This window comes from Microvirga sp. 2MCAF35, assembly GCF_052115545.1.
GTDB lineage: Bacteria > Pseudomonadota > Alphaproteobacteria > Rhizobiales > Beijerinckiaceae > Microvirga.
The window spans coordinates 45,150-60,228 of sequence record NZ_JBFRGW010000019.1; the positions used below are offsets into that span (position 1 = coordinate 45,150).

Annotated in this window: 12 protein-coding genes and 1 other RNA gene; 8 read left to right on the forward strand and 5 right to left on the reverse strand. The window is 64.2% G+C overall.

Annotated features, from left to right (window positions below; translation table 11 throughout):
- Nucleotides 1–6: 6 nt before the first annotated feature.
- On the reverse strand, nucleotides 7–1,827 hold the full coding sequence (locus tag AB4097_RS11730; protein WP_442039645.1) for a DNA polymerase III subunit gamma/tau: 1,821 nt from the start codon (nucleotides 1,825–1,827) through the stop codon (nucleotides 7–9).
- 30 nt (nucleotides 1,828–1,857) lie between these two features.
- An RNA gene (ffs, locus tag AB4097_RS11735) (signal recognition particle sRNA small type) lies at nucleotides 1,858–1,954 on the reverse strand.
- Nucleotides 1,955–2,186: 232 nt separating this feature from the next.
- Here ffs and AB4097_RS11740 point away from each other — a divergent pair.
- The gene (locus AB4097_RS11740; protein WP_442039647.1) at nucleotides 2,187–2,597 is read left to right on the forward strand and encodes an HIT domain-containing protein; all 411 of its coding nucleotides are present in this window, start codon (nucleotides 2,187–2,189) and stop codon (nucleotides 2,595–2,597) included.
- A gap of 4 nt (nucleotides 2,598–2,601) precedes the next feature.
- Entirely contained in the window at nucleotides 2,602–3,504 is a 903-nt protein-coding gene (gene nudC / locus AB4097_RS11745; protein ID WP_442039649.1) for an NAD(+) diphosphatase, read from the forward strand.
- Between the two features lie 614 nt (nucleotides 3,505–4,118).
- On the opposite strand, the gene AB4097_RS11750 is transcribed toward nudC, so the two are convergent.
- Genes AB4097_RS11750 through AB4097_RS11760 form a run of 3 tightly spaced genes read right to left on the reverse strand, consistent with a single transcriptional unit; the run spans nucleotide 4,119 to nucleotide 6,258 of the window.
- Nucleotides 4,119–4,652 carry a GNAT family N-acetyltransferase gene (locus AB4097_RS11750; RefSeq protein WP_442039651.1) on the reverse strand — a complete coding sequence of 178 codons (534 nt, stop codon included), beginning with the start codon at nucleotides 4,650–4,652 and terminating at the stop codon, nucleotides 4,119–4,121.
- On the reverse strand, nucleotides 4,649–5,503 hold the full coding sequence (locus tag AB4097_RS11755) for a prephenate dehydratase (RefSeq protein ID WP_442039653.1): 855 nt from the start codon (nucleotides 5,501–5,503) through the stop codon (nucleotides 4,649–4,651). The genes AB4097_RS11750 and AB4097_RS11755 overlap by 4 nt, the downstream gene beginning before the upstream one ends.
- The gene (locus tag AB4097_RS11760) at nucleotides 5,500–6,258 is read right to left on the reverse strand and encodes a 3-deoxy-manno-octulosonate cytidylyltransferase (protein WP_442039655.1); all 759 of its coding nucleotides are present in this window, start codon (nucleotides 6,256–6,258) and stop codon (nucleotides 5,500–5,502) included. Before AB4097_RS11760 ends, AB4097_RS11755 begins: the two co-directional genes overlap by 4 nt.
- 258 nt (nucleotides 6,259–6,516) lie before the next feature.
- Between AB4097_RS11760 and AB4097_RS11765 the strand changes: the two genes are divergently transcribed.
- From AB4097_RS11765 to AB4097_RS11790, 6 genes are all read left to right on the forward strand, one after another.
- Nucleotides 6,517–7,059: a c-type cytochrome gene (locus tag AB4097_RS11765; protein WP_442039657.1), complete on the forward strand. Its 543-nt coding sequence runs from the start codon at nucleotides 6,517–6,519 to the stop codon at nucleotides 7,057–7,059.
- A gap of 154 nt (nucleotides 7,060–7,213) precedes the next feature.
- Nucleotides 7,214–9,058, forward strand: a complete 1,845-nt coding sequence (locus tag AB4097_RS11770) for an extracellular solute-binding protein (protein WP_442039659.1) — start codon at nucleotides 7,214–7,216, stop codon at nucleotides 9,056–9,058.
- Nucleotides 9,055–10,917, forward strand: coding sequence for an extracellular solute-binding protein (locus AB4097_RS11775; protein WP_442039661.1), 1,863 nt, complete (start codon nucleotides 9,055–9,057; stop codon nucleotides 10,915–10,917). The genes AB4097_RS11770 and AB4097_RS11775 overlap by 4 nt, the downstream gene beginning before the upstream one ends.
- Before the next feature lie 110 nt (nucleotides 10,918–11,027).
- Nucleotides 11,028–12,137: a microcin C ABC transporter permease YejB gene (locus AB4097_RS11780; RefSeq protein ID WP_442039663.1), complete on the forward strand. Its 1,110-nt coding sequence runs from the start codon at nucleotides 11,028–11,030 to the stop codon at nucleotides 12,135–12,137.
- A 1-nt stretch (nucleotide 12,138) separates the two neighbouring features.
- Nucleotides 12,139–13,302, forward strand: a complete 1,164-nt coding sequence (locus AB4097_RS11785) for an ABC transporter permease (RefSeq protein ID WP_442039665.1) — start codon at nucleotides 12,139–12,141, stop codon at nucleotides 13,300–13,302.
- A complete protein-coding gene (locus AB4097_RS11790; protein WP_442039667.1) occupies nucleotides 13,299–14,927 on the forward strand; it encodes an ABC transporter ATP-binding protein in 1,629 nt (542 codons plus the stop codon). Before AB4097_RS11785 ends, AB4097_RS11790 begins: the two co-directional genes overlap by 4 nt.
- Nucleotides 14,928–15,079: the final 152 nt, after the last annotated feature.

Sequence of the window (15,079 nt, forward strand, 5' to 3'; positions counted from 1 at the left end):
AGAAAATCAGAAAAGATCGTCGTCGTCCTCGGCCTCGTGCGCGGCCAGCGCATCGGCTTCGCCGAGGATTTCGGCGTCCGCATCCTCGCCGGGCTTCTCCGCCCGTTCGATCACGTTCACGATCTGCGCGCCGGGAAACTTGGACAAAACTGCCTGCACGAGAGGATGGTTGGCGGCGCCTTCCTTGCGCTCGCGCTCGGCCGCGACAGCCTTCTCGTGAAGGGTCGCGTCTCCCTCCTCCGAGGACAGGGCGACCATCCAGCGCTCGCCGGTCCATTGCTGGAGGGCGCGGGTGAGATCGTTGGCGATGGTGCGGCTGCCGGTTTCGGTGAGGCTGAGCTCGATGCGCCCCTCCTCGAACCTGACGAGGCGCACGTCCCGTTCGAGCTGCGCCTTCAGCACGATCTCGCGTTTCTCGCCGGCCAGGGCCACCACGTCCTCGAAGCGGCGAAGCCGCATGGTCGGCTCGGGCTGCGCTCCTTGCGGGCGCGGTTGAGGATAGGGCTGCGACGTCGCCAAAGCCATGTTGCCGGAGGTGGCGGGAGCGGACGACCGGGGCGCGGGCGCCGAGGGGCCGCCCGTGGGCACCGGCGCGCCGTCCTTCAGGGCGCGCAGGGCCTCGTCCGGCGTCGGCAGGTCGGCCGCATAGGCGAGGCGCACGATCACCATCTCGGCCGCCGCGATGGGGCGGTTCGAGGACTGCACCTCGGGAATGCCCTTCAGGAGGATCTGCCAGGCGCGCGACAGGGTCCGCACCGAGAGCTTCTGGGCGTAATCGGTGCCGCGGGTCCGCTCGATCTCGGAGAGAGCGGGATCCCTGGCTGCTTCCGGGATCAGCTTGAGGCGGGTGACGACGTGCGAGAAGGCCGCGAGATCGGACAGGATCACGGCGGGATCCGCGCCGGCATCGTATTGCGAGCGCAGGCCCGCGAAGGCGGCCGGCACGTCTCCGCGCATCACGGCCTCGAAGAGATCGATCACCTGCGTGCGGTCGGCAAGCCCCAGCATGTCGCGCACGGTGTCGGGCGTCACCACGCCGGCGCCGTGGGCGATGGCCTGATCCATCAGCGACAGGGAATCGCGCGCCGAGCCTTCCGCCGCGCGGGCGATGGCGGCGAGCGCCTCCTGGTCCGCCTGCACGCTCTCGGCGTCGCAGATGCGGCCGAGATGGGCCACAAGCTTGTCCGCCTCGATGCGGCGCAGGTCGAAGCGCTGGCAGCGGGACAGGATCGTAACGGGGACTTTGCGGATTTCCGTGGTGGCGAAGATGAACTTCGCGTGCGGCGGCGGCTCCTCCAGCGTCTTCAGGAAGGCGTTGAAGGCCTTCTCGGAGAGCATGTGGACCTCGTCGATGATGTAGACCTTGTAGCGGGCGGAAACCGGCGAATAGCGGATGCCGTCGATGATCTGGCGGACGTCGTCGATGCCTGTGTGGGACGCCGCGTCCATCTCCAGCACGTCCACGTGCCGCGATTCCATGATCGCCTGGCAGTGCACGCCGAGTTCCGGCATGTGGATGGTAGGCTGACCGGAGCCGTCGGCCTTCTGGTAGTTGAGGCCACGGGCGAGAATGCGGGCCGTGGTGGTCTTGCCGACGCCGCGAACGCCGGTGAGCATCCAGGCCTGCGGAATGCGCCCGGTCTCGAAGGCGTTCGACAGCGTGCGCACCATCGCCTCCTGACCGATCAGGTCGTCGAAGGTCTTGGGGCGGTATTTGCGGGCAAGGACGCGGTAGGGGGACGCGGGCGCTGTGGAAGCGGGCGCGGCGGGGAAGCCCGGCAGGGCCGGCTCGTCGTTCAGGGGCGTGCCGGCTGTGGTATCGTCCATCGACTGCAAGGCTTTGGAGAATCGTCAAAAGGTGGGAGGCTGGACGAAGACCCGTTCGGTCTCGTTAGGGCTGCTTCCTTCCGGACCTGACCCGGTTGGCGAGTGAGACGTCCCTCGCCAACCTCCCACCGGCTATATGGGCGTATTGCCCGAGAAACGCAAGTTGGAAACGACCCGCCCCCACGGCCATCCCCCGATGTCCACTGCCTCAGGTGTCATTCCCGGCCGGAGCGCAGCGGAGGGGAAGGGAAACCATAGCTCAGCGCTTGATCCTGGATCCCCTTCCCGCACTTCGTGCGCCGGGGATGACATGCGAGGTTCGGGCTGACACGACGCCACAGGCTCGGTTACATGGCGCCATGACATTCAACCTCGATTCCCGGCTCGAAGCCGACACGATCCCCGTCGGCGACCTTGCCCTCTCGTCCGTCCTGCTTCTGAACGATGCGCGCTTTCCCTGGTTCGTGCTGGTGCCGCGCATCGCGGGAGCAAGCGAGTTCACCGACCTCTCGGAGGCCGATTACGCGCAGCTTGCCCAGGAGATCCGCATCGCCACCAAGGTGATGCTGGAGCTCTCCAAGCCCGACAAGGTGAACGTGGGGGCGCTCGGCAACATCGTGACGCAGCTTCATGTGCACGTGATCGGGCGTTTCCGCTCCGATCCGGCCTGGCCCGGCCCCGTCTGGGGGCACGGCACCCGCACGCCCTATCCCGACCATGCGGCCACCGCCCTGATCGAGCGCGCCGCCACCCTTTTCGCAGCGGCCTGACCCCATGACCCGTCCCATCGCTTATATCTCGAACCCGCTCGTCCGCCACAGTGCCGAGCGGGACCCGGAGGCCCTTGCCAAGGCAGCGCGGGATCCGCGCACCGCCATGGTGGTCCTGGCCGGCGACCTCCCGGTCCTCCAGGCCGGGGAACCGGGGACGAGCCTCCTGCCCTCCCCCATCCTCGACCGCCTTCCCGGCTATCAGGAGCAGGTCTTTCTCGGCACGCTCGGAGACCGCCCCGTGGTGGCGACCCTGGCTGCGCCGGAGACGGCGGAGTCGTTTCAGGGCGATCCATCCTTCGCGGTCGTGGACCTGCGCTCCATCGCGGTGCGCGGCCTCGTTCCGGCCGAAGAGCTTGGGCTTCTCGCCATGGCGAAATCCTTGCTCGACTGGCACCGGCGGCATCGCTTCTGCGCCAATTGCGGCGCGCCGACGCAACCCGCCCAGGCCGGTTTCCGGCGCGACTGCAGTGCTTGCGGGGCGCAGCATTTCCCGCGCACCGACCCGGTGGTGATCATGCTGATCACGCGGGGCGACAAGTGCCTCATGGGCCGCCAGCCGCGCTTCGCGGAGAAGATGTATTCCTGCCTCGCCGGCTTTCTGGAGCCAGGCGAGACCATCGAGGATGCGGTCCGCCGGGAAACCTTCGAGGAGGCCGGCATCCGGGTCGGCGCGGTGCGCTACATGACCTCCCAGCCCTGGCCCTTCCCGTCCAACGTCATGATCGGCTGCATCGGCGAAGCGCTGACCGACGAGATCACCTTCGACGGCGAGGAGCTGGAGGACGCGCGCTGGTTCACGAAAGACGATGTGAGGCGCATGCTGGAGGGTACGCACGAGCAATTCGCCGCCCCCTCGCCGATCGCGATCGCCAACCATCTGGTCCGCGAATGGGTGAAGGAATAAGCCAGATTGAAGAGCGCGCCCGGCGGCGAGGCGGATGTGTCCGTGTCAAAGAGCCAGCACCTGTGGGCCCGCAGCGTGAGCTGCGGGCCTGACGATCAGTCGAGGGAGGTGCGCTGGGCCGCCCGGCTCGCTTCTGTGTGATGAAAGTGGAAGAGCCGGGAAGCCGCTTCGCACGCGGTTCTTTTCAGGTGGACCAACTGGGACGACACCCAAGGTCGACCTCCCACGATCACAGGTGTGCGAGACCTGCGGCGGGACCGCTTCCCGCCCCACAACTGCGACGCCTCGCGAGCGCGCCCCTCGTCGGGCGGGAATAGCCAACGATATAGCCCAGCTTGTAGCATCTGTCAAGAACAAAGTGAGAACATACCATCGCTTTCACCCGCCGGCCTCATCCTGAGGAGCAGCGCAGCTGCGTCTCGAAGGATCTCCTCCAGTGCTCTCTCGTTCCTCCTTCGAGACGGTCGCTTCAGCGACCTCCTCAGGATGAGGGTGGAGGGTTGGGGAAAGAAGGCGTGGATGGCCGGGACGGGCCCGCCATGACGTGGATGGTTGCATGAGGCGTGTCACTCCCAGCTGGAACCAGCAGAGATGAGACAGCGGTAACAGCGTCCCTAACGCTGCGACTTCAGCTCGAAGCGGTAGGCGACCTCCACAACCATCTGGCCGCGCAGGTCGAAGGATTGCTCGGGCCCCGGTTGTCCGCCTAGAGCTTCGTAGAAGCGGCGGGCCGGGAGATTGTCCTTCAACACCCAAAGCCCCACTGAGCGGAAGCCGTGTTGATCAAGATGGTCGAGGACGCCCTGCATGAGCGTCCGGCCGATGCCCCGACGCTTGACCCTGTCGAGCAGGTAGATGGCAAAGATCTCGGCCTCTGTCCCGAGCAGGCCGCCGTTCTCGCCGCGAACCGGCCCGCCGCGCGCAAAGCCGACGATTTCGCCTGAAGCCGTTTCTGCAACGAGAAGCTTGGCCTGCGGATCCGGCTGCGCGAAGGCGCCTTGCCACATCCGCATTCGCTCCTCGACGGAGAGACCGGACAACGCCTCGGGGCGCAAAAAATCCTTGTAGGATTCGCGCCAGCCCTGGACATGGACCCTGGCGATCCCTTCGACATCACCCTCGACCGCATCGCGGATGCGGATGGTCACTCGACCGCTTCCTTGATCTTCTCGCGGAACGGATCGGCCGGATAGACGCCGAGGATGCGCAGCTCGCGGGAGAAGAATTCCAGTTCCTCCAGAGCCCGCTTGAGGTTCGCGTCTTCCGGGTGGCCGTCCACCTCGGCATAGAACTGCGTCGCCAGGAACTCGCCTTCGAGCATGTAGCTCTCGAGCTTCGTCATGTTGATGCCGTTGGTCGCAAACCCGCCCAGCGCCTTGTAGAGCGCGGCGGGCAGGTTGCGGACGCGAAACACGAAAGAGGTCACGGTCGGGCCCTGCCCGGCGGGCGCCCAATACGGCGTCTTCGACAGGATGACGAAGCGGGTGGTGTTGTGCGCCTCGTCCTCGACGTTCTCCGCCAGGATGTCGAGGCCGTAGATGTCGGCCGCCATGCGGGGCGACAGGGAGGCCCGGGTCGGATCCTTCCACTCGGATACCTCGCGGGCCGAGCCCGCCGTGTCGCCGGCCACATGTGCTTTCAGCCCGAGCTTGCGGATGATCTTGCGGCACTGCCCCAGCGCATGGACGTGGCTGTAGACGTCCTTGACGGTGCCGAGATCCGCGCCCGGGATCCCCATGAGGTGGAAGTGGATCGGCAGGAAATGCTCGCCGACGATATGCAGGCCGGAGGTCGGCAGCATGTGGTGGATGTCGGCCACGCGCCCAGCGATGGAGTTCTCGATGGGGATCATGGCGAGGCCCGCCGTTCCCTCGTTCACGGCCGCCAAGGCGTCCTCGAAGGTCGGACAGGGGAGAGGCTCCCAATCGGGACGCGCCTCCGAGCAGGCCGTGTGGGAATTGGCGCCCAGCTCCCCTTGGAAGGAAATAAGCTTGCTCATGATGTTCTCCGAGTCCCAATCGTCCTGGCCGCGATGATCTCGCGCGCCCTTTCCAGATCGTGAGGGGTGTCGACGCCGAGCGGCACGTCTTCGACCAGCACGGCATCGATCCGCATGCCGGCCTCCAGCGCCCGCAGCTGCTCCAGCTTCTCGCGCGTCTCCAAGGGAGACGGCTTGAGACCGACGAAACGCTGCAACGCCTTGCGGCGATAGGCATAGAGGCCGATGTGGTGATAGAGCGGACCTTCGCCGTAGGGCGCGGTCGCGCGGGTGAAGTAGAGGGCGCGGAAATGGCCGGCCGAGAGCGGGCTGCCCACCATCTTCACCACGTTGGGATTTGTCTTCTCTTCCTCCCTGACGATGACCGCCACGAGGGTCGCGATGTCGACCGCCGGATCGGAGAGCGGGACGATGGAGGCCGCGATCGCCGCCGGGTCGATGGTCGGAAGATCCCCCTGAACGTTCACGATCACGTCATGCCGCCCGTCCGGGTCGAGCTTTTCCACAGCCTCGAAGATGCGGTCGGAGCCTGAAGCGTGGTCCGTCCGGGTCATGACTGCCTGCCCCCCTGCCCGGGCCACCGCCTCGGCGATCTCCGGTGCATCCGTCGCCACGGCCACGGGCCCGATTCCCGCCTCGACGGCCCGCCGCCACACCTGGACGATCATGGGTTCGCCGGCGATCTCGGCCAGGGGCTTGTTGGGCAGACGGGTCGCGGCAAGGCGGGCGGGAATGAGGACAATCGGGTCGGACATGGCGCTGTTCGTTCGAAAAGTTGCGCGTGCTTAGCAAGGCGGCGCCCATTTGTCATGGCCCAGGCGTCGGACCTTTGATCGGGCTCAAGGCGTTCGGCACCCGTGCTGCGACCACGAGAACGGCGAAAACTCCTGGAAACCCCATTGTCAAAACCCCATCACTACGGCTAAGCAACGGCCCTGTCGTGGGCATCCGCCCGCGGATCCGTTCTGCTGCGCTGATTTCGCCGGTGTACGAAGGCGAGGAGAGCCTAACTGATGAATATCGAGACCAATAAGATCGCGGGCGCCGTTTTCGGTTCGCTTCTCTTCGTGGTCGGCGTCAACGTTATCGCCGGCGGCCTGTTTGCTCCCCATAAGCCCGCTGTCCCCGGATACGACCTCCCGGCCCCGGAAGAGGCCGCCGCCGGTGGCGCAGCCGCTCCCGCAGAGCCGGCCCAGCCGCTTCCGGTCCTCCTAGCCAGCGCCGATCCGACCAAGGGCCAGGCCCAGTCCAAGAAATGCGCCGCCTGCCACACCCTGGAAAAGGGCGGCCCGAACAAGGTCGGCCCGAATCTCTATGGTGTCGTCGGACGCCCCGTGGCCTCGCACGAGGGCTTCAACTACTCGGCCGGCATGAAGGCCCATGGCGGCAACTGGACCTATGAGGCCCTGGACGCCTTCGTCCACAATCCGAAGCAGGCCACCCCCGGCACCATCATGGCCTTCGCGGGCCTCGCCGGAGCCAAGGACCGGGCGGATCTGCTGTCCTATCTGCGGACCCTCTCCGACAGCCCGGTTCCGCTGCCGGCTGCCCAGTAAGTCGTTCACATTGATCACATTTCGGAAAGCCGGGCCTTGTGCCCGGCTTTTCTTTTAGGCGCTTGCGGCATTTACGGGTTATCCCTTGCGCTCGACCCGTTGCGCCCAAAATTGAACGGGACGACAGACGCCTCACCGTCTCAGGAGACGCCTTGTGATCCGGACCCTTCTGCCGAGCCTCCTCGCTGCCTTCCTCGCCTTCAGCCCCCTCGCAGCCCAAGAAGCCTCATGGCGGCACGGTGCGGCCCTCCTCGACGAACCCAAATATCCGCAAGGCTTCCCGCATTTCGATTACGTCAACCCGAATGCCCCGAAGGGCGGGCTGGTGCGCTTGGGGGCGCTCGGTACCTTCGACAGCTTCAACATCGTGGTCGCGGGCGTGAAGGGATCGCCCGAGCAGGGGCTCGGCCTGATCTACGAGACCCTGACCACGGCTGCCCTCGACGAGGCGAACGCGGCCTACGGCCTTCTCGCCGAATCCTTCTCCTATCCGGAGGATTATTCCTCCGTCAGCTTCCGCCTGCGCCCGGAAGCCAAGTGGCACGACGGCAAGCCGGTGACGGCAGACGACGTGATTTTTTCCTTCGAAAGCCTGAAGGCGAACAGCCCGACTTATGCGTTCTACTACGCCAACGTCACCAAGGCCGAGAAGACCGGCGAGCGCGAGGTCAGGTTCACGTTCAACCAGAAAGGCAATCGCGAGCTGCCGCAGATCATGGGCCAGCTTAACGTTCTCCCCAAGCATTGGTGGGAAGGCACCGCGCCGGATGGGCGCAAGCGCGACGTGACGCAGAGCACGCTCGAGCCGCCGCTCGGGTCGGGCCCCTACCGCCTCAAGAACTTCGACGCGGGCCGCAACGCCACCTACGAGCGCGTGAAGGATTACTGGGGCGAAAAGATCAACGTGAATGTCGGGCAGAACAACTTCGACGAGATCCGCTACGAGTATTACCGCGACGCGACGGTGCTGCTCGAAGCTTTCAAAAGCGATCGTCTAGATTTTCGAACAGAGAACATCGCTCGCGATTGGGCAACGGGTTACAACTTTCCGGCCCGCCAGGAGGGCCGTGTGATCTTGGAAGAATTCCCTATTCGATCGTCCGGTGCAATGCAGGCTTTCGTACTCAACCTGAGGCGCGACAAGTTCAAGGACCAGCGTGTACGGCGTGCCTTCAACCTTGCTTTCCCGTTCGAGGAAATTAACAGGACGATCTTCTTCGGACAATATGAACGTACCTCAAGCTATTTCCAAGGGCTTGAACTAGCTTCATCAAATCTGCCTCAAGGACAGGAACTCGCAATACTTGAATCTCTCCGAGACAAAGTCCCCCCCGATATTTTCACGACACCCTACAAGAATCCTACAAATGACACACCAGAAGCAGTTCGCAATAACTTGCGGGAAGCAGATCGCCTTTTGCGAGAAGCGGGCTGGGAGGTAAAAGGCGGTCGGCGCATCAATGCTAAAGGCGAAGTGTTCTCGGTGGAAATGCTTGGCGACGCCCCAACGGACGAGCGCTATTTCCTCCCTTATAAAAGTTCTCTCGAACGTTTGGGTATCGAAGTGCGAGTTCGGATTGTCGACGATGTTCAATACGTCAACCGCACCCGCTCATTTGATTTTGACATTATCACGAGCGGCTGGGGTCAATCGCTGTCCCCCGGTAACGAGCAGCGCGAGTTCTGGGGGACTCAGGCGGCTCAGCGTGAGGGCTCGCGTAATCTCGGTGGAATTGCAGATCCGGCCGTCGATGCACTTATCGACAAGGTAATCTTCGCTAAGGATCGTGAGGAACTTGTCGCCGCCACGAGGGCCCTCGATCGGGTTCTTCTGGCGCATAATTATGTCGTTCCACAATGGTTCTATGGCAAGCAGCGCACGGCGCGCTGGAACCGCTACTCCCATCCCGAGACGATGCCGCGCTACGGCGGAGCCGCCTTCCCGACCATCTGGTGGTACGATGAAGCCAAGGCCGCCAAGACGGGAGCACCGCGATGAGGGACATCAGCCGCCGGATCATCCTCAAGACCGGAGCGGCAGGTGCCGCTCTTTCCTTGCTGCCGCGCATCGGCTTGGCGCAGGAAGGCGAAACCGAGACATATGGTCTCTCAAGTTTCGGCGAGTTGAAATACGCGCCCGACTTCAAGCATTTCGATTACGTCAACCCGAATGCGCCCAAGGGCGGCACGCTGGCGATCCAGATCAAGCAGACCACCGGCAACCAGAACTTCGACACCTTCAACACGCTCAACGTCTTCGTGCTGCGGGGCGACGGCGCGGCCGGAATGACGAGCGCCTTCGACAGCCTGATGGCCGGCTCGGGCGATGAGCCGGATGCGCTGTACGGGCTCGTGGCGAAGAGCGTGCGCATCTCCGAGGACAAGCTCACCTACCGCTTCGTTCTGCGCCCCGACGCGCGCTTTCACGACGGCTCGAAGCTGACCGCGAAGGATGCGGCCTTCTCGCTCAACATCCTGAAGACCAAGGGCCATCCGGTCTTCAACCAGCTCCTGACCCAGATGGCCTCGGCGGAGGCGGAAGCGGACGATGTCCTGCGCGTCCGGTTCACGCCGCAGCGCAGCCGCGACATCCACCTCATCGTCGGCGGCATGCCGATCTTCTCCGAGCGCTACTGGCAGGGGAAGGATTTCGAGGCTTCCACTCTGGAAGCACCGCTCGGTTCCGGAGCCTACAAGGTCGGGCGCTTCGAGGTCGGACGCTTCATCGAGTTCGACCGCGTTCCCGATTACTGGGCCAAGGATCTGCCCGTGAACGTGGGCCAGAACAATTTCGAGCATATCCGCTACGAATATTTCCGTGACCGTACCGTGGCTTTCGAGGCCTTCAAGAACGGCACGCTCAACTATCACGAGGAATACACCTCCCGCACCTGGAAGACAGGATACGATTTCCCGGCCGCGCGAGATGGCAAGGTGAAGAAGGAAGAAATTTCCAACGACTCGCCCGCATCCATTCAGGGTTGGTATTTCAACACGCGCCGCGAGGCCTTCAAGGATCTGCTCATTCGCGAGGCTATAGGCCTCGCTTTCGACTTCGAGTGGACGAACACCAACATCATGTTCGGCCTCTACAAGCGCACGACTTCGTTCTTCGAGAACAGCGCCATGAAGGCGACGGGCGCACCCTCGGCGGAGGAGCTGGCACTGCTTGAGCCGTTTCGTGACCAGCTTCCCGCCTCGGTGTTCGGAGAACCCGTTCTTCCACCTGTCTCCGACGGATCCGGGCAGGACAGGCAGTTGCTACGCCGTGCCGACGAGCTCCTGCGCCAAGCCGGCTGCAAGCGCGAGGGCGGCATGTTGAAGCTGCCGAACGGGCAGCCTTTCAGGATCGAGTTCCTCGATTTCCAAGCCTCGCTTGAACCACACACCCAACCCTTCCAGAACAACCTGAGGCGCCTCGGCATCGATGCACGGTCACGGGTCGTGGATGCAGCCCAGTATCAACAGCGGCTGAACGGATATGATTTCGACATCACGAGCCGTGCTCTTGTCGGTTCCGCGACACCGGGCGACAGTCTGAGGACCGTTTACGGCTCGCAGGCCGCACGGACGCCAGGCGCACAGAATCTGGCCGGAATCGACAGCCCGGCGGTGGATGCCCTCATCGAGAAGATCGGCAACGCCAAATCGCGCCAGGAACTCAACGTGGCCTGCCGCGCCCTGGACCGGGTCCTCCGTTCGGGCCATTATTGGGTCCCCATGTGGTACCGTGCCAGCGAATGGCTTGCCTATTGGGACCAGTTCTCGCGCCCCGAGACCAAGCCCCGTCTCTCCTCGGGCGCACCGGGAACCTGGTGGTACGATGCCGGGAAGGCGAAGCGGATCGGAAGAGGATAAGGCTTGGACACGACGCTGACGACACAGAGGCAAGTGCCTGCCGGGCAAGTGCCTGCCGGCTTCAACGACACTCACCTCGGCCGCATCGGCCCCAAATCCGCAGGCGCTTGATGCTCGCCTATATCGCACGCCGCATTCTCCTCATGATCCCCACCATCCTCGGGATCATGCTCATCTCCTTCGCCCTGGTGCAGTTCGCCCCCGGCGGCCCCGTCGAGCGCATCATCGCGCAGCTGCAGGGGCAGGATTCCGGCGCCTCCTCCCGCATCTCCGGCGGCGGCGGCGATTTCGGTGTCCAGAGCCCCGGCGGCACGGGCGCAGGCGGTGGCGAGACCTCCCGCTATCGCGGCGCGCAGGGGCTCGACCCGCAGTTCATCAAGCAGCTCGAAGCGCAGTTCGGCTTCGACAAGCCCGCCTACGAGCGTTTCCTGAAGATGCTGTGGGATTATGCCCGTTTCGATTTCGGCAAGAGCTACTTCCGCGACATCTCGGTTCTGGAACTGATCAAGGAGAAGCTCCCCGTCTCCATCAGCCTCGGGCTCTGGATGACGCTTCTCTCCTATGCGATCTCGATCCCGCTCGGCATCAAGAAGGCCGTGCGGGACGGCTCCTCCTTCGACATCTGGACCTCGGCCATCGTGATCATCGGATATGCCATTCCGGGCTTTCTCTTCGCGATCCTTCTGATCGTGCTCTTCGCCGGCGGCTCGTTCTGGCAGGTCTTCCCGCTGCGCGGCCTGACGTCGGAGAGCTGGTCGCTCATGCCCTGGTACTGGCAGATCGCCGATTACTTCTGGCATCTGGTGCTGCCGATCACCGCCATGGCGCTCGGCGCCTTCGCCACCTCGACCCTGCTGACGAAGAACTCCTTCCTCGACGAGATCCGCAAGCAATACGTGCTCACGGCGCGCATGAAGGGACTGTCCGAGCGGCAGGTTCTCTACGGCCACGTGTTCCGCAATGCCATGCTGATCGTCATCGCGGGCTTTCCGGGAGCCTTCATCGGCGCCTTCTTCGCCGGAGCGCTTCTCATCGAAACCATCTTCTCCCTCGACGGCCTCGGGCTTCTGTCCTTCGAGTCCATCGTGAACCGCGACTACCCGGTGGTCTTCGCCAATCTCTACATCTTCTCGCTGGTGGGGCTGGCGGTGAACCTGGTCTCGGACCTCACCTATACCTGGATCGATCCGCGGATCGATTTCGAGACCAGGGAGGCGTGAGATGAACGAGAACGTGCCCCTCGTCTCGCCGGCCTCCTCGCCCGTGGCGCCTCCCCTGCCCCGGCAAGGCTTCATCAGGCTCTCACCGCTCAACCGGCGGCGCCTGCAGAACTTCAAGGCCAACCGGCGCGGCTACTGGTCGTTCTGGATCTTCATGGTGCTGTTCGTGCTCAGCATGTTCGCGGAGCTGATCGCCAACGACAAGCCGATCCTCGCCTCCTACAAGGGCGAGCTGCTGTATCCCGCCTTCGTGGACTATCCGGAGGAAAAGTTCGGCGGCTTCCTGGCGCAGACCGATTACCGCGACCCGATCATCGCCAAGGAGATCCAGGACAATGGCTGGCTGCTCTGGGCGCCGGTCCGCTTCTCCTACAACACCCACAACCTCGACCTGCCCGTCCCGGCACCCGCACCACCCACATGGATGCTCACCGACGAGCAATGCCGCCCCATCGCGGAGCGCACCGGAGGAACGGGCTGCAAGGACATCGAGTGGAACTGGCTCGGAACCGACGACCAAGGCCGGGACGTGGTGGCGCGCCTCATCTACGGCTTCCGCATCTCCGTGCTATTCGGCCTGACGCTCGCCGGCATTTCCTCCGTCGTGGGCATTCTCGCCGGCGCGGTGCAGGGCTATTACGGCGGCTGGACCGACCTGTTGTTCCAGCGCTTCATCGAGATCTGGACGGCGATCCCTTCGCTCTATCTTCTCATCATCATCTCGGCCGTGATCACGCCGAGCTTCTTCGTGCTGCTCGGCATCCTGCTGCTCTTCTCCTGGGTGTCGCTCGTGGGCGTGGTGCGGGCCGAATTTCTCCGCGCGAGAAACTTCGAATACGTGCGCGCCGCGCGGGCGCTCGGGCTCTCCAACGGCACCATCATGTTCAAGCACCTCCTGCCGAACGCCATGGTGGCGACGCTGACCTTCATGCCCTTCATCATCAACGGCTCGATCACCACGCTCACCTCCCTCGACTTCCTGGGCTTCGGTCTGCCGCCGGGCTCGCCCTCGCTCGGCGAGCTGCTGGCGCAGGGCAAAGCCAACCTTCAGGCGCCGTGGCTCGGCCTCGCGGGCTTCTTCGTGATCGCCATCATGCTGAGCCTCCTCATCTTTGTCGGCGAAGCGGTGCGCGACGCCTTCGATCCGCGGAAGACGTTCCGATGACCGAGCCCCTCCTCTCCATCCAAGACCTCTCCGTCGCCTTTCGCCAAGGCGCGGGCGACATGATGGCGGTCGACCGCGTGTCGTTCGATGTCATGCCGGGCGAGACGGTGGCGCTGGTGGGCGAGTCCGGATCGGGCAAGTCCGTCACGGCCCTGTCGGCGCTCAAGCTCCTGCCCTATCCGTCCGCGCATCATCCATCGGGCCGCATCCTCTTCAAAGGAAAGGACCTGATCGCCGCCGACGAGGACGAGATGCGCAAAGTGCGCGGCGACGACATCACCATGGTGTTCCAGGAGCCGATGACCTCGCTCAATCCGCTCCACACCATCGAGCGGCAGATCGCCGAGATCCTGAAGCTGCACCGCGGCCTCTCCGACCGCCAGGCGCGCGCCCGCACGCTGGAACTTCTCACCCTGGTGGGCATTCGCGATGCGGAGACGCGGCTCGATGCCTATCCGCACCAGCTCTCCGGCGGTCAGCGCCAGCGCGTCATGATCGCCATGGCGCTTGCCAACGAGCCCGATCTCTTCATCGCCGACGAGCCCACCACCGCGCTCGACGTGACCGTGCAGGCGCAGATCCTGAAGCTGCTCGCCGAGTTGAAGAGCAGGCTCAACATGTCGATGCTCTTCATCACCCATGACCTCGGCATCGTGCGCAAGATCGCCGACCGCGTCTGTGTGATGCTGAAGGGGAAAATCGTCGAGCAGGGAACGGTCGCGGAGGTGTTCGGCAACCCGCAGCATCCTTATACGCAACGGCTGCTCGCCGCCGAGCCGAAGGGCCGCGCCAATCCGGTGCCGAAGGATGCGCCGGTCATCGTCGATGCCGGGCCGATCAAGGTGTGGTTTCCGATCAAGCGCGGCTTCTTCCAGAAGACCGTCGGCTATGTGAAGGCGGTCGATGGTGTTTCCGTGCGCGTGCGCCGGGGCGAGACCGTCGGGGTGGTGGGCGAATCCGGCTCGGGCAAGACGACGCTCGGCCTCGCGATCCTGCGCCTCGTGCAGTCGGAAGGCCCCGTGGTGTTCCTCGGCAATCGCATCGACGGCATGCGCGGGAAGGAGATCCGGCCGCTGCGCAAGGATCTGCAGGTGGTGTTCCAGGATCCCTACGGCTCTCTCTCGCCCCGCATGTCCATCGCCGAGATCGTCGAGGAAGGACTGCTCGTTCAGGACAAGGGCCTCACCTATGCCCAGCGCCGCGACATCGTCGCGCGGGCCCTGCAGGATGTGGGCCTCGATCCCTCAACCATGGACCGTTACCCGCACGAGTTCTCTGGCGGCCAGCGCCAGCGCATCGCCATCGCCCGCGCCATGGCGCTCGAACCGCAATTCATCATGCTTGACGAGCCGACCTCGGCGCTCGACATGTCCGTGCAGGCGCAGATCGTCGAATTGCTGCGCGACCTCCAGAAGCGGCGCAATCTCGCCTACATGTTCATCAGCCACGACCTCAAGGTGGTGCGCGCGCTCGCGAACCACGTGGTGGTGATGCAGAACGGCAGGATCGTCGAGGAAGGATCCGCCGAGAGCATTTTCGCCTCACCCCGGACCGAGTACACCAAAGCCCTCTTCGCCGCCGCCTTCAACCTCGAAACGGCGCCATCGAACGCGGTTCGGGAGTAGACTGGTGCGCTTTTCGGGGCGCTAAAGCTTCGGACGTGAATTCGAAAGCACGTCCGATGCTCTAGGTTTTTTCCGTCTCGCATCTTTCCACGCAAAACCGGTTCCCACTTTTGCACTCGACGTCCTAGCGTAAGGGCGAGGGGGTCGGGAAC

Coding starts and splice junctions, on each gene's coding strand:
- AB4097_RS11730 (WP_442039645.1), bottom strand. CDS start 1,827: ATGGACGATACCACAGCCGGCACGCCCCTGAACGACGAGCCGGCCCTG.
- AB4097_RS11740 (WP_442039647.1), top strand. CDS start 2,187: ATGACATTCAACCTCGATTCCCGGCTCGAAGCCGACACGATCCCCGTC.
- nudC (WP_442039649.1), top strand. CDS start 2,602: ATGACCCGTCCCATCGCTTATATCTCGAACCCGCTCGTCCGCCACAGT.
- AB4097_RS11755 (WP_442039653.1), bottom strand. CDS start 5,503: ATGAGCAAGCTTATTTCCTTCCAAGGGGAGCTGGGCGCCAATTCCCAC.
- AB4097_RS11760 (WP_442039655.1), bottom strand. CDS start 6,258: ATGTCCGACCCGATTGTCCTCATTCCCGCCCGCCTTGCCGCGACCCGT.
- AB4097_RS11765 (WP_442039657.1), top strand. CDS start 6,517: ATGAATATCGAGACCAATAAGATCGCGGGCGCCGTTTTCGGTTCGCTT.
- AB4097_RS11775 (WP_442039661.1), top strand. CDS start 9,055: ATGAGGGACATCAGCCGCCGGATCATCCTCAAGACCGGAGCGGCAGGT.
- AB4097_RS11780 (WP_442039663.1), top strand. CDS start 11,028: ATGCTCGCCTATATCGCACGCCGCATTCTCCTCATGATCCCCACCATC.
- AB4097_RS11785 (WP_442039665.1), top strand. CDS start 12,139: ATGAACGAGAACGTGCCCCTCGTCTCGCCGGCCTCCTCGCCCGTGGCG.
- AB4097_RS11790 (WP_442039667.1), top strand. CDS start 13,299: ATGACCGAGCCCCTCCTCTCCATCCAAGACCTCTCCGTCGCCTTTCGC.